This window comes from Corynebacterium drakensteinense, from assembly GCF_041224285.1.
GTDB lineage: Bacteria > Actinomycetota > Actinomycetes > Mycobacteriales > Mycobacteriaceae > Corynebacterium.
This window is the reverse complement of the sequence record NZ_JAXOFP010000006.1, coordinates 54713-68588: the sequence shown is the minus strand read 5'-3', so window position 1 is coordinate 68588 and position 13876 is coordinate 54713. Positions and strand designations below refer to the sequence as shown.

The 13876-nt window shown below is 61.0% G+C and carries 11 protein-coding genes; 6 read left to right on the top strand and 5 right to left on the bottom strand.

The features are described from left to right. Window position 1: 1 nt before the first annotated feature. Complete coding sequence (locus tag U1140_RS05040; RefSeq protein WP_369846436.1) at window positions 2-721, bottom strand: hypothetical protein; 720 nt, start codon at window positions 719-721, stop codon at window positions 2-4. A 28-nt stretch (window positions 722-749) separates the two neighbouring features. On the opposite strand from U1140_RS05040, the gene U1140_RS05035 reads away from it, so the two are divergent. Next, the gene (locus U1140_RS05035) at window positions 750-2687 is read left to right on the top strand and encodes a M13 family metallopeptidase (RefSeq protein ID WP_369846435.1); all 1938 of its coding nucleotides are present in this window, start codon (window positions 750-752) and stop codon (window positions 2685-2687) included. Window positions 2688-2731: 44 nt separating this feature from the next. Here U1140_RS05035 and U1140_RS05030 read toward each other — a convergent pair whose 3' ends face one another. Beyond that, on the bottom strand, window positions 2732-3364 hold the full coding sequence (locus U1140_RS05030) for a CG0192 family protein (protein ID WP_369846434.1): 633 nt from the start codon (window positions 3362-3364) through the stop codon (window positions 2732-2734). A 71-nt stretch (window positions 3365-3435) separates the two neighbouring features. Between U1140_RS05030 and U1140_RS05025 the strand changes: the two genes are divergently transcribed. The 5 genes from U1140_RS05025 to U1140_RS05005 are packed head-to-tail and all read left to right on the top strand — an operon-like array spanning window position 3436 to window position 7512. Next, window positions 3436-4275, top strand: a complete 840-nt coding sequence (locus tag U1140_RS05025) for an alpha/beta hydrolase family protein (protein WP_369846433.1) — start codon at window positions 3436-3438, stop codon at window positions 4273-4275. After that, window positions 4275-5162: a glycosyltransferase gene (locus tag U1140_RS05020; RefSeq protein ID WP_369846432.1), complete on the top strand. Its 888-nt coding sequence runs from the start codon at window positions 4275-4277 to the stop codon at window positions 5160-5162. Before U1140_RS05025 ends, U1140_RS05020 begins: the two co-directional genes overlap by 1 nt. Before the next feature lie 12 nt (window positions 5163-5174). Further along, on the top strand, window positions 5175-6431 hold the full coding sequence (locus tag U1140_RS05015; protein ID WP_369846431.1) for a polysaccharide biosynthesis protein: 1257 nt from the start codon (window positions 5175-5177) through the stop codon (window positions 6429-6431). Between the two features lie 16 nt (window positions 6432-6447). Next, the gene (locus U1140_RS05010; protein WP_369846430.1) at window positions 6448-7140 is read left to right on the top strand and encodes a glycosyltransferase family 2 protein; all 693 of its coding nucleotides are present in this window, start codon (window positions 6448-6450) and stop codon (window positions 7138-7140) included. Further along, entirely contained in the window at window positions 7141-7512 is a 372-nt protein-coding gene (locus U1140_RS05005) for a DUF2304 domain-containing protein (protein WP_369846429.1), read from the top strand. Between the two features lie 18 nt (window positions 7513-7530). On the opposite strand, the gene U1140_RS05000 is transcribed toward U1140_RS05005, so the two are convergent. Genes U1140_RS05000 through U1140_RS04990 form a run of 3 tightly spaced genes read right to left on the bottom strand, consistent with a single transcriptional unit; the run spans window position 7531 to window position 13824 of the window. After that, entirely contained in the window at window positions 7531-8463 is a 933-nt protein-coding gene (locus tag U1140_RS05000; protein ID WP_369846428.1) for an NAD-dependent epimerase/dehydratase family protein, read from the bottom strand. 24 nt (window positions 8464-8487) lie between these two features. Continuing rightward, complete coding sequence (locus tag U1140_RS04995; RefSeq protein WP_369846427.1) at window positions 8488-10485, bottom strand: DUF6541 family protein; 1998 nt, start codon at window positions 10483-10485, stop codon at window positions 8488-8490. 3 nt (window positions 10486-10488) lie between these two features. Then, entirely contained in the window at window positions 10489-13824 is a 3336-nt protein-coding gene (locus U1140_RS04990; RefSeq protein ID WP_369846426.1) for an arabinosyltransferase domain-containing protein, read from the bottom strand. Between the last annotated feature and the right edge of the window lie 52 nt (window positions 13825-13876).

The following is a 13876-nucleotide window of genomic DNA, read 5'->3' as shown; positions in this document are numbered from 1 at the left end:
GTTATGCGTGCCGCCTGACTGTTTGGGTGGATACATTTGTGTGTCCGGACGCGTTATGTCCTGACGCGTCATGGACAGACGCGTTATGGACGGATTGCGGCAGCGGGTTTTCTGCAGCATCGCTGCCAGTACCGGAATAGCCTTGCAGCAGTTCGCGGACGATTTCTGGCAGTTCATTGCCGGAGATTTCGCGCCAAGAATTGCTAATGATATCTAAGTTTTCGCTGATGAGTCCACGGAAAACGATGACCTGGGATGCACCCACTGCGCTCGTCGACATGGCAATACCTCGACCATTCGGTTCGATGAGCAGGCGTTGTTCACCTTCCCGCAAAATATCTCCTTCGGGCAGGTCAGTGCCCGTGATAAACCGGAACATGCGGCGCATAGCCAGGTCTGGATCGCCCGCGTGCGGGGTGGTTATCGCCTCAATATGTAGCCCAGGGCAATTCCACCCCTGGCCGGTCAGCGCTAATGCGTCGACGGGGCATTCCCGGTCCGCCAGGTGTAATTCCGAACCCGCCAGTGGGTTGGATACCACCAGTGGGGCAGTGGCTTGGCGTGTCGACGGGGTCGCTTTGCTGAGTACCACGGGCGCGAGCATGGCGATGGCGACCACAACGACAAGCACCACCCACAGCAGCGTCGTGCGTTGCGGTTGTGTGCGGTAGAGGCGAAGTTGAGTTGAGCTTAGATCGGGCGGGGAAACAGGCGCGGGCATGTTAGCTAGCCTAGTAAACTTAGCGAACATGAAAGACCTATATACCTATGTCAACGGTCCGTGGCTGGAAAACCACGTGATCCCGGACGATCGCGCCGTGGATGGCACTTTTCACAATCTGCGTGATCAAGCCGAAGATGACGTCCGCGAGATCGTCAACGAGGACAACGGCCGCGCCGGTAACTTGTTCGCCTCTTTTATGGACACCGACGGCGTTAATGACGCTGGTTTGGCCCCGCTTGACGACGATTTCGCCTTGCTGTCTGTCCGCGATATCGAAGAATTCGTCGAAAACCTGGGCGCGCTGGAACGCGTCGGGGTGACCAGCCCGCTGACATTCTGGGTGGAAAAAGACTCCGGCAGCGAAGATTCGGTGGCTTACCTGGTGCAATCCGGTCTCGGACTGCCGGACGAGGCCTACTATCGCAGCGAAACCCACGCCGATACGCTGGCCGCCTACCGCGAACACGTCGCCACCATGCTCGGCTTCCTGGATTCTGCGAAGCTGTTCGGACTGGATGCTGAAATTGCCGCCGAGCGCATCGTCGCCCTGGAAACCGAGATCGCTTCCGGGCACTGGGACGTCGTTGCCAGCCGCGATGCCTTGAAGACGTACAACCCGACGGATTTCGACGAGCTTCCAGAAATCATCCAGACCCTGTTGCACGGCGGCAAACTGCCGGAGCACCGCCTGGTCAACATGATGCCGAGCTACGTCGAGCACCTGACTGAACTGCTGACCAACGACCGGCTGGCCGACTGGCAGCTGTGGGCAACGTGGCACATCCTGCTTTCCCGCGCCGGGGTGCTACCGGAAAAGGTCAGTGAAGCGAATTTCAATTTTTACGGGCGCCGACTCACCGGCTCCACCGAACAACGCGACCGCTGGAAGCGCGGCGTCGGAATCGTGGAATCAATGGTGGGCCAGGAGATCGGCAAGCTATTCGTCGACAAGCACTTCCCGGCCTCGTCCAAGAAAGACATGCTGGAGCTGGTGGATTACCTGATCCGCGCGTATCGCCAGCGCATCTCCAACCTGGAGTGGATGACGCAAGAAACCCGCGGACGTGCGCTGGAAAAACTCGAGCAATTTAAAGCGAAAATCGGTTACCCGGATAAGTGGCGGGATTATTCCGGTCTGGAGTTTTCCCCGCACGGTGCCGAACTGGTGGCGAATGTGCGCGCCGGGGCAGCGTTCAGCCACGACTATGAGCTGGGTAAAGTCGGCGAACCGGCGCGCCGCGACGAATGGGTGGCAAACCCACAGACCGTCAACGCGTTCTATAACCCGGTGGTCAATGACATTACTTTCCCGGCCGCGATTTTGCGTGCGCCGTTTTATAACCCGGATGCTGATGCCGCCGAAAACTTCGGCGCGATTGGTTCTGTGATCGGCCACGAGATCGGCCACGGTTTTGATGATCAGGGTTCGAATTACGACGGCCAGGGCAACCTGAACCAGTGGTGGTCAGATGAAGACCGCGCCGCCTTTGACGAGCTCACCGAGAAACTGGTGGGGCAGTTTGAGGGTCTGGTGCCGTCGGTATTGGCTGGCGAAGACGGCGCGCCTGGCGTTAATGGTGAATTCACCCTGGGCGAAAACATTGGTGACCTGGGCGGACTCGGCATTGCCGTGGTGGCTTATCAGCTCTACCTGTATGATCACGACATGAGCTATGACGATACCGCCGTCGAAGCCTTTGATGCCGAAGGTGCCCAGCCGGAGCTCTACGAGCGGAAGTTCAACGGTTTGCAGCGGTTGTTCCTGGCCTGGGGTCGGGTCTGGCGTACCGCCATCCGCCCGGAGATGGCGAAGCAGTACTTGGCCATTGACCCGCACTCGCCGGCGGAGTTCCGCTGCAACCAGATCGCGGCGAACATCGACGAATTTTACGAGGCCTTCGAAGAAGTCGGCCCGGATTCGCCGATGTACTTGCCGCCGGAGCAGCGCGTCAATATTTGGTAGTTATTGCTCAGTAGCTGGAGCTACTTCACCAGCTATTCCACCAACTACTTCACCGTGAGGCTGGCGAGGACGTATTCTTCGCCATTATCGCGGTGCACGCCCAGCAAGCCATAGGTGTCTTTTTCATCTTGCTCGCTGGGCGTGATTTCTGTGCGGAAGTGCAGCTCGAAGTTTTTCACTTCGCCGTCGACGTTGACGGTGCCTTCGGCGTAATCAGCGGCGGCTTTGTCCAAGTTCACGGCGTTGATGTGCGCATCCGGGGATTTACCGGTGCCGCGGATGGCGAAAATCGGGGTGATGCCGTTGGAAAACGCGGCACCCCGTTGCCCGGTCATCATGGTGCGCACCCACTGTTCAACGGCGACGGAATCGCACATGCCGTAGGCCACGGAGCGCTGCCCGAGCACGGAGTGCTGCATGGACACGATGGGGTTGTCTGCGGCGCGAGGGTCGAGGTTATCGGCGGCGCGATAGGTCAGTGACAGCTGGCGCAGCTGCTCAGAGCCGTCGGCGCCGTCAGAGCCGTCGGTGCCAACGTAGACTTCGATGCCGACCTCACCTGCCGGGTCCACGATGCGATAAAAACCCTGCAGATCGGTGATGTTGCCATAGCGCGCGGCGATTTCTTCTTTGCCAGGCTGCAATTTCGCGTCGAAAATTTCTGCGACTGCGGTCATGTGAGAGTCCTTTCTCTTGGCTTGCTCCCATCGTACCGAGCCATTTGGAGAAGCCACGTAAACTACAACGCATGACGGAAAACAGCGCGATCAACAAGAACGTCAGCAAGCAGCGCCCGAAAGGCATGAGCGCCGAAGAAGCGCGGATGTACGACGATTTTCAGATTGGCGGCCACGAGCGCGACATGCCTGAAACCGAGCGCCTGGCACAGCTGGCTTCTTTCATTGACGCGCATTATGACAAACCCGATGGCTGGGAAGCCGAGGCACAGCAGGTGGGGGCCGCGGAGCAGCGCGCGGAGCAGTTAGTGGAGCAGCGTGCGGAGTTGGAAAATTACCTCGCCCGGCTACCGGATCGCATCACGCATGCCGCGATGATCATGCTGGGCAGCGCGGTGGATCACTCGCTGCCGGTGACTGCCTTCGCCGGTGGTATCGACACGCGTGACGACGAGTTCGGCCGCTGGTATATCCCAGAAAACCCGCGCGGTGTGGCCGTCGCGGTGGTTGGTGGCTGGTGGTATGGCGGTGCCGCACGAGAGATGGCCTGGGAGCCGGAAATCGCCGGGCTCGCTGGGGTTTCGGGGCGGCAGATTCTGAGCGTGCACTTTCCGTTACAGCCAGAAGCCACCGTCGAGCAGGCGCGCGCGTTCGTGCGCCAGGCGTTGGAATCCGCCCGCGGTGATGGTGAGATTGTCGCCTGGGGCAAGTGGGCGGGTGCCGATTTGCTGCTGGATAATGCCGAGCTTGTTGACGCTGCCCTCGCGGTGACATTTCCTAGCAGCGATTCCGCACCAGCAACAGATGCACGAGTGTTGGTACAAGACCTTGTTGCTCAGCGGCATGTGGCCACCCCGATGGTTTCGCGCGAAGCTCTCCAGAACATCGCAGAGTTTTGGGACGCCCGCTGATGGAACACTGCACAGACCTCAGCGTAATCATGCCGGTGTATCACAAAGATAAACCCGCTGCGCTGCGCGCATGCCTGGACTCGTTGCTCCGGCAGACCCTGCAGGCAGAAAAAATCCTGGTGACCGCCGACGGTCCGTTAGGTGCGGAACTCGATGCCGTGCTCGCGGAATACTCCGAGTACATTACGCTATTCCGCCTGCCCGAAAACCGCGGTTCCGCGATCGCACGCCAACGTAGCCTGGATGAAGTGACCACCACTTATGTCGCGGTGATGGACGCCGATGATGTGTGCTTGCCGCAGCGTTTTGCCACTCAGCTCCAGGTGCTTGTCGACGAAAACCTGGATGTGGTGGGTGCTGCCATGTACGAGTTTAACGGCGACGGGCACGGTGCTCCGGAAGATCTCGTGATCGCTCGACGTGCCGGCACGAAGACTTCCGAGATCGCCACGCGAATTAAAACCGCCACGCCGTTTAATCACCCGACCGTCGTCATGCGCACTGAATGCGTCCGTGCAGCTGGCGGTTACCGGCCGGTGGACTTTTTAGAGGACTATGATCTCTTCGCGCGTATGCTGGCCAACGGAGCGCAGGCAGCGAATTTAGTGGAACCTTTGTTGTACTTTCGGGTCAACGACGCGATGTTTCAGCGTCGCCTGAACAAACGGGCTTTTCTTTCCGAATGGCGACTGCAGCGCAACCTGGTCAGCTATGGGCTGATTTCGTGGCCGCGTGCAGTGTTTAATTTCCTGCTGCGCAACTCTTTTCGTCTGTTACCAGGGCCGCTGCTGCGTTTGGTCTACCGAGTGCTGTTCCGTTCGGCAGCGCAGACTGCACGAACTGCACAGACAGCACAGCCTGGTGCGCCGAAACCTGATACCGAGTAGAAAGGCCAAAAAGTGCGTTGGATGACAGTGGCGATGGTCTTTGCTGCAGCCAGTGGCTATGTGGTCATGGTGTTGGCCGCAGCAGTCTTGGGCACCGATGGCGCTGATCGTTGGCTGGTGTTTTGGTCCTCGTTTTTCGCGGTCGCGGCCGTGGCCAACGGCATGTTGCAAGAAACCACCCGCGCGGTGGGCGAGGCGGCAACCGAGCCCACCACCCCCACGCCAAAAAAACAGGCCGACCCACTGCGCACCGGTGCTGCCGTCGGCATCGGGCTGGGCGCTTTCGCGGCGTTATCAGCGCTGTGGTGGGCGCCGTCGGTGGCCCCGCAACATTCCTGGTGGGCGGGTATTCTCATGGCCCTCGGCATCGCTAGCATTTTCGTGCAGCAGACGGTGGCGGGCTTGTTGTCTGGCACGCAACGGTGGAACCGCTACGCCGCACTATTGGGCATGGATGCTGCGCTGCGCTTAATCATCGCCGCGGTATTATCCCTGGACTATCTAACGGTGCAGATGATTCCGGATGCCGGCTATCAAATCGGCTTCATGGTCGCCACGGTCTGTGGTGCGATCTCTTGGATCATCATCATTGCCACTTCGCGCGATCGGGCGGGCTTTCTACATGCCGCGGTTGACGTGACTGGGCAGCAGTTTTGGCGCAATAGTCTGTCCGCGATGGCTGCCACCGCGGCGACCGCGCTGATGGTCACTGGTTTTCCGGCACTCGTCGACCTCAGCCTGGCGATCTCGCCGACCACCACCGCCGTGCCCATCGCCGCACTGCTGTATTGCGTGATGTTGACCCGCGCGCCATTGTTGGTCCCGCTGACGGCGTTCCAGTCTGCCGTCGTCATGTTCTTCCTACGGCGCCGCGAGCAACCACTCGGCGCCTTGCGCGCGCCAGCGGCCGGGCTCGTCGTGCTGGGTGTCGTCGGCGCGGGCCTGGCATGGGCGATCGGGCCGTGGCTGTTCGGGCTGTTTCTGGACGACGATTTCATTCTCTCCGGCCCAGTGCTGGCGATTTTGACCGCGGCCTCGGTGGGCACCGCGCTGCTGATGGTGACAGGTTCGGCGGTCTTGGCGCACCAGCGTCACCGCTCTTATACCCTCGGCTGGTGGGCTGCAGCGATTGCCTATATGTTGCTGTTGCTGGTGCCGCTGGATTTGGTGACGCGTTCCGCACTCGCGTTGGCGGTGGGCCCGTTGGCTGGAGTCGCCTGGCATATCGCCACGCTTGCGCGTATACCCACGAAAATCGCGTCTGATTAGGATATAGTAACGCTTGATGAAATATTCCGATGTGTGGCTGGTGATCCCGTGCTTCAACGAAGCAACGGTGATCCGCGACGTGATTGCAAATGCGCGGAAGACTTTTCCGAATATCGTTGCGGTCGATGATGGCTCGAAGGACGGCTCCCCAGAACAAATCCGCGCCGGTGGTGCACACCTGGTGCAGCACCCGGTGAACCTGGGGCAAGGCGCTGCGATCCAAACCGGGGTGGAATATGCCCGTGCGCAACCAGGAGCACGCATCTTCGTCACTTTCGATGCCGACGGCCAGCACCAAGTACACGACGTCGAAAAGATGGTCGCTAGACTGCGCAAAGACGAGCTGGACATCGTCGTCGGCACACGCTTCGGCGCTTATGAGCGCGAATCTTCCCAGGTGCCGCTGATCAAACGCATCGTGCTGCGCATCGTCGTTGCGTTGTCGCCGAAGCTGAAGCGGCTGGGTCTCAGCGACGCGCACAACGGTCTACGCGTGATGGGGCCGCGTTTCGGTAATGCACTGCAACTGCGCATGAACGGCATGAGCCACGCCAGCGAATTCGTCGACATCATGGCCAGCGGCGAGTGGAAAGTCGGCGAGGAACCCGTCGACGTGCTCTATACCGAATACTCCATGTCGAAGGGCCAGTCGCTGTTCAACGGTGTGAATATTCTTGCCGACGGGCTACTGGGAAAGAGGCTGGATTAAATGCTGATCATTCAAATTCTGCTGGTCATCGCCGTGGCCGCGTTGACCCTGTATTTCCTGAGCAATCGTCGTAAAGCACGCGCGAAAGCCGGCGTGAAAATCGGCTTCGTGGTGTTTTTGGTCGTCGCCATCCTCGCGGTGCTCTTCCCGGATGCGACCACCTGGGTGGCCCAGCTCGTCGGCGTGCAGCGCGGCACCGACCTGATGCTGTATGGGCTGATCGTGGCCTTTGTGTTCGTCACCATCAGCTCGTATCTGCGCTTCCGTGAGCAGGAATTGCGCTTCGCCCGCCTGGCGCGTGCGGTGGCCCTGAAAACCGCCGAAGCGCCGGACGATACCGCAACCAGCAACGAACGCCACGAGCGCCGCTAGCGGCCAGCAGCAGTAACGCTAGCGCCGGAAATACTCCACGGTCTTCGCCACACCCGCAGCGATATCGACCTGTGGGCGCCAACCCAGCAGGCGCTCTGCCTTTGCTGGGTTTAAACAACTGCGCGGAACGTCGCCGAGACGCGCCGGGGCATACTCCGGGGTATCGGCAGCACCGGCAGCTTCGGCAACCAAAGTGTGCAGCTGCCGGTCGGAGGTTTCCACGCCGGTACCGATGTTGAAGCGCTCCCCATCTCCGGCAGAACCCGAGGCAGCCAGGTAGGCCGCCACGACGTCGTCGACGAAAATATAATCGCGCGTGTTGCCGCCGGTGCCGAAGACTTTGGTGGGCTCGCCGGAAAGCAGGCGCTGCGCGAAAATCGCGACCACCCCGGCCTCGCCGTGCGGATCCTGCCGCGGACCGTACACGTTCGCCGGAGCAATGTGCGAACACTCCAGGCCATAGAGGTGCCGGTAGGTGTTCAAATAAATCTCGCCGGCCGCCTTGCTGGCCGCGTATGGCGAGTGCGGGTCAATCGGCGCCGTTTCATCGACGGGATAGTCATCCGGCACCCCATAAATTGAACCGCCCGATGGCGTGCCGACGATTTTGCGCACCCCGGTTTTGCGGGCGGCTTCGGCCAGGCGGATCGTGCCGATGATATTCGCTTGCGCATCATGCAGCGGATCAGTCACCGAGTGGCGCACGTCGATCTGCGCGGCCAGGTGGAAAATCACCTCTGGTTCGTGCTCAGCGCAGATCGCTTCGAGGTTTGCGGTGCTGATATCAGCCTCGACGAAGGTGAAGCCGTCGTGCTGGCGCGCCTGCTCCAGGTTGCTGCGCTTGCCCCGACTGAGGTTGTCGAGGGCGACGACCTCGTCGCCACGCGCCAAAAGCTGATCGACCAATGTAGAACCGATAAATCCGGCACCGCCGGTAACCAAAGCTTTCATGTTCCTAAGGTTACGCCCTTCGGCTTAGTGCGTCTGCGGCGGGTGCGGCGGGTGCGGACTGTCGCTGCGAATTTTATCCAATTCCGCATCCGTGAATCTCTCATCCACCGTATAAATGCTGACCTCGTGGTTGCGGTACACCTCCGTCAGCCCAGGGGCGTTATCCCGCAGGTTCAGCAGCATGTCGTTCGGCGGTTGCACCTCCGGGCCCCACCAATTCGGCGGGCTGATGAACACGTAGTTGATGCCCATGCGCTCGATGATCGTATCGACCTGCTCATCCGAGCCCGCCCGGTTCAAGCGCGTGGTCAAGACATTCAGCTCTGGTTCCACGCCACCGGTGTAATAGTAGTGGCGCGCGGTGCCGGCAAGCCGGTTATAGGCATACATCCAGCCGTTGCCTTCATCGGGATTCACGAAAACGCGTCCGTCGTAGGCATGAGGTTGTTGCGCCAACCAATCATAAGCCTGCAAATCGCGCTCGCTGACCACGCGGCCGCTGCGAGAATCCTGCGATAGCCGCTTGGCGGGTTCTTGCAAAGTCACTAGCGCGCCACCGGCGACGATGGCCATGACGACGCCGGTGGCCCCGACGGTGACAGGTAGCTTGCGGATCCGATCTTTGTTGATCGCCGCGGCGAACTTATGAACAATCCAGCCCAGCGGCATCGCGGCAGCCGCTGCCACCAGAATGGATACCCACACGTTGACCCGCCGCGGATCGGAATAAAACGGCCCCGCGAAATTTTGTAAGAAATCACCCACCGGGGTCTCAAAATACTGCAGGGTGTGCGCAGAAAGCACCACGCCAAACGCCCAGAGGACGAGCGGCCACACCACTTTGCGGGACAGCAGCAATAACGCGCCGATGCCGCCAATGACCAGCAAATGCGTGGTGGAGCCGAATTCGTCGGTGTGGCGGGTAAGCAGCCCGGCAGCCCGGCCCCAGCTTTCGGTGCGATCAATACCTTTGACCTCGAAGGCCCGGGCGAAATCACCGAAATCTTCTGCATCCTCGTTGCCAAACAGGAACACAGCAGCCGGGATCGCCGTAGCCACCGCGCCGGCACCGACTGCCGCCAAGGTAAGGAAATCGCCCAACCGCGAACGCGTCGGTGCGAACAAAGCGTGGAACACCCAGTAGAAAACCACGATGAACACCGCAACCAGCAATCCCTGCGGTTGGCTGCTCAGCGCGCCAAACAACGCCAGAATCGCGAATGGGATAGCCCGGCGATCGCGCAGACAATGGATCGTCAGCACCGCCGCCATCACGCCCAGCATCATCGACGTTGCTGCTGGGATGGCTGCTACCCGGATCTCAATCCACGGCAGTGCGGGGAAAAACGCGGTGCCCGCGCCGGCGATACCAGCCACGGCACGTCCACCCAGCAGACCAGCCAGTGTAGCCACCGCCCACGGGGTGACCAGTGCCAGCATGATCCCGGAGCCGAGGTTGTACTCGGCCATCGTCGTCAGGTCGACCCACCGCGCGGGGATGGAAACCACCGAATGCCAGGCGGTGGGGTAATACATCGGGGCATCGGTGAACTGGTGGTGCAGTGCCCCCATTTCGCCAGGCGCGGCAATACCCTCTTCGCTGATAAAAGCCAGCACGTTCGCGTGCCAGTGCGCATCCCAGCCCTGGAAGACGCTATCGATGCCGCGGTGTACATCCGCCAGGTAGTTCCAGTACATCCCCCCGATGGTCACCGTGCCTGCGGCCACGCCGGCGACCGGCAGCCAATCGTTTGCTTCCCAACGACGGGACGGCACTGGGGCGAAACGCCCCCAGATTTCTGCCAGCACGAGCGCGAGCAGCAGCGTGATCGCGGCCGTCGGCACGCTCCACCGAGCGCCAAAAACGTTGCTGATCTGCACGCCAGCAGCGACGATGCCGAAGGTTACCGCCGGGGCTGCCAGTAGTGCGACCGGTACTGATAACCGCGCGCGCCACCCGGCGAGAAAGCCGGGCAGAATTACCACGGCAAGCAGGCTGGCGGCGAAAATCGCTGCTGCCATTACTTAACTCCGTTCTTCGCGGATTTTCATATCCGAGCTGTGCCACAAACCGCTGCGGGTGTGTTCGGTGTACTCGATCGTAGCCTCATCTGGGGCTTGGCCCGCGGAATTGCGACGCAGCTCGTATTTGTGCACCGCGCCCCAGTCGCGGTTCCAGTCACCATCCAAGTAGCCCGGGATCTCATACGACCAGTTGACCGCCTCTGCAGTGGCCATCGCGCCACCGCCGTAGTAGTCCTGGAAACCGCCCAGCTGGGTTTGCGCATCCGAATCCGGCAGCACGCGGAATTCCGGAATCTCGGTGACACCAGCGTAGTGGTCGAATGGGCGCTGGCACGGGAATTGGAAGGCGGTGGACCAGTCCAGCAACGCCGGAGCATCGCCGTCGAAACGCTCACTCAGCGGTTGCAGCTCCGGATTGCGCGGTGGGGTCAGCGCGATCCAGTCTTCTGGGTCCAGCGAATAATCCTTGGCGACGACACGCACCACATTGGCCTCTTCCGGGATCTCGTCTATTGGCAAGCGCAGGTTGCGCCAATCGGGGCGCAGGCCGACGTCCATCATCTCCAACTTTTTGGTGTTAGTGACCTTGCCGTTCGACCCGCGGGTGCCGTATTCCAGCAACAGCTCTTCGCCTTCTTGCTCGATGCCGTTGATGTCGTGGTAGGCGATGCGCCCGGCAGCCGAAACCACCAGCAGCGGCGCAGATTCACGACGCTCCGGCAGCTCGTACCAGCCGGTAGTCAGCTCCGCAGCGTTTTGCGGTTCGGACTCATCCGCCCACGAACCCAGCACCGGAACCCGCGAATAATCCAGGTTGAACGGCAGGCGAATCGTGGAATCGTTCACGCCGACGTCGGCACGGTTACCGTCCTCGGTTTCTTCCGTCGATTCCGAACCCGCACCAGCGCTGGTGGGCGAACTTGCATCACCGATCACACCGACGGCAGCAGAATCGCCGCCGTCTGGTTCGATCTCGGAAGGAACACCATTCGGGCTAAACCCGCGCAATTCGCCCGCTTCCAGGGACTGCCCGAGCTCGCCGGAAACTGGGGTCAAAAACGATTCGTTGGTGTTGGTTTCCAGCAGAGCGTCGTCGGCAAGTGCACAGTGATTGCCGGTAAGCGCGCGCACATTGCCCTTGCCGACGGAATACGACGGGTATTGATCGGCAAAGGCTTTGGCAAACGATGCCACCGACAGCGCCACTGCCAGCGCAGCGACCACCGCGATCGGTGCGGCCATCACGCCAGCCCAACGGGTGTTGCGTTCTGGCTTCGGCGTGCGTAAGGAATAGATCACGCCGACCAACAACACCAGCAACGCCAGCAGCAAGACGATGTTCGTGGCCTCGATACCGCGCAGCTGGATCGTGCGGTCCCACCACGGGATACCGAACGACGACACGTACCACCAGGCATTCCAACCAGCCAGCGCGAAGGCCAACAAGAACAGCACTCCGGCGATGGCCAGGATGCGCGCGCGCCGGGAACGCACCGCCACTTGCGAGAGCACCACGGACCCCAGCGCTGCGATCGCTGCAGCGATTCCGGCGTAGATGCCGAAGTGGTGGGTCCACTTGGTTGGGGTGAACATCAGGAAGAACAGCGACAAGAACACGATCAGCACCAGGCGCAGTGCCGGGCCGTTGGCCATCTTCCGGTCACGCACGAACGCGTAGAGAATCAGCGCGATGCAAGCGAACATCACGACGGGGCCGAAACGGCGAGTAAACGAGCCGTCGACGGTTTGTTCAAACAGGGTTTGGTAGCGCACGAACTCGAAGAACCACTCCAGCGACGGGCCGACCTCGCCGCGCACACGGGTCGATTCCAGCACTGTCGCGATGGTCTGGTTGTTGAAGACCATCACCATGATCATCGTTCCGGCAGCCAAAAACGGCGCGATCATCGCGGCTGCGGCCAGCTTCCCGCCGTTGAGAAGCTCCACGCGATAGCGCAGAATCCGCACCAGATATGGCAGCGCGATCAAAAACGAGCCGACGGCGAACAGGCCGGTCGGGCCAGCGGCTAGGGTGACCGTCGCCAAGAAAGTGCCGATCGCGGCCGGCAGCAGGCGCTGGGTGGCAATCGCGCGCTCGAAAGAAACCCAGGTCAGTACTACACCCAAGGCGACGAAAGGCTCTGGGCGGATGCCGTTGTTGAACGGCAACCAGAACGCCAAGAACACCAGCGCGGCGGTCCAATGCGCCACGCGACGCTCGTTGACCATCTCTCCCAGGCGCGGCAGAATCTCGCGCGAGAGCACCCACCAGATCGCCAGACCACACAGCAGCGCGGGCAGGCGCATCCACAGCGAGTTGGTGGAGATCGCGGCAAACAGCGCCAACAGATCGTAATACGGGGTGCCGAACGGTGATTCCGGAACGCCATACCAGCGGTAATAATTCGCCATGTACTCAGCGTGCTCGGTCACCTGCGCCATGGTCAGGATGTAGCCGTCGTCCGAGGTATTAGCGCCAAAAACGTGCCAAAACGCCAGTACAGCCACCACCAGGCCATCCAGTGGGCGCAGCGTGAACCAGCGGGCCGGCAGCACGCGCAGATCCTTGCGGCCATCCAGCAGATCCATCCGCGCGAGCGCGATCAGCGAGAGCACCATGAAGAACACGCCCAGCCCCATGGCCAGCGATTTCACCAGCGTCGGGGTGGAAGTAAAACGCGAGTTGATCTCTACATCAACGTCCAGGCCCGCCGCGGTCAGCGCAGCATAATTGTCTGGATCGTCCACGAGCTCGGTGTAAATGCCGGTGACCTGCGGGCGCAGATCGTCCTCGGTTTTTTCCGAGTGCTTGCCGACGGCCACCTCAGCGCCATCGGCAGTCACCGAAATCTCTACCTGGGCGTCGTCGGCAAGCGCTGCTACCTGCGCCGGTTCCAGGCTGAGCAGCACCTCGTCGAGTGCGAAGACATCCAACCCGCCGTCGGTGGAACGCACGAAGAGCCCGCGGTTCGACGATTCCGTCGAATCCTGTGGGACGGTGCCCAGCACGAGGGTTTCGTCGTCACGCAAGCCATCCAGCGCCGCTACCGGAACCGTGGCATGAAACGATTCCGGCGCCACCGAGATCAGTGGCGCGTTGATCGAATTCAGCGACTCATTTTGTGGCCACGAAAACGACGACTGCGTCTGGTTTACCGGCAGCAGCGGGGTGGCAATAAACAGCAAAAAGCCCAGCACACCCGAGATGACCGCCAGAATATGCACGGCGTGGGCACGTGAGGCCGCGGTAGGATCAGAGGCCTGCTTAGCGCTTGCTGCCCGCTGCGCAGACTCCTCGGTTCCGACTGACTGAGGGTTGAGAGGTTGAGGTGACACAACGTGTCAGTCTAGTGCAGCCAGGCCGGAATTTCGCTCTAGACCCGGCTGG

What these genes read in the sequence shown, in the direction of transcription:
- U1140_RS05030 (WP_369846434.1), bottom strand. Translation starts at nt 3,364, where the DNA reads ATGACCGCAGTCGCAGAAATTTTCGACGCGAAATTGCAGCCTGGCAAA.
- U1140_RS05000 (WP_369846428.1), bottom strand. Translation starts at nt 8,463, where the DNA reads ATGAAAGCTTTGGTTACCGGCGGTGCCGGATTTATCGGTTCTACATTG.
- U1140_RS05025 (WP_369846433.1), top strand. Translation starts at nt 3,436, where the DNA reads ATGACGGAAAACAGCGCGATCAACAAGAACGTCAGCAAGCAGCGCCCG.
- U1140_RS05005 (WP_369846429.1), top strand. Translation starts at nt 7,141, where the DNA reads ATGCTGATCATTCAAATTCTGCTGGTCATCGCCGTGGCCGCGTTGACC.
- U1140_RS05020 (WP_369846432.1), top strand. Translation starts at nt 4,275, where the DNA reads ATGGAACACTGCACAGACCTCAGCGTAATCATGCCGGTGTATCACAAA.
- U1140_RS04995 (WP_369846427.1), bottom strand. Translation starts at nt 10,485, where the DNA reads ATGGCAGCAGCGATTTTCGCCGCCAGCCTGCTTGCCGTGGTAATTCTG.
- U1140_RS05035 (WP_369846435.1), top strand. Translation starts at nt 750, where the DNA reads ATGAAAGACCTATATACCTATGTCAACGGTCCGTGGCTGGAAAACCAC.
- U1140_RS05010 (WP_369846430.1), top strand. Translation starts at nt 6,448, where the DNA reads ATGAAATATTCCGATGTGTGGCTGGTGATCCCGTGCTTCAACGAAGCA.
- U1140_RS05040 (WP_369846436.1), bottom strand. Translation starts at nt 721, where the DNA reads ATGCCCGCGCCTGTTTCCCCGCCCGATCTAAGCTCAACTCAACTTCGC.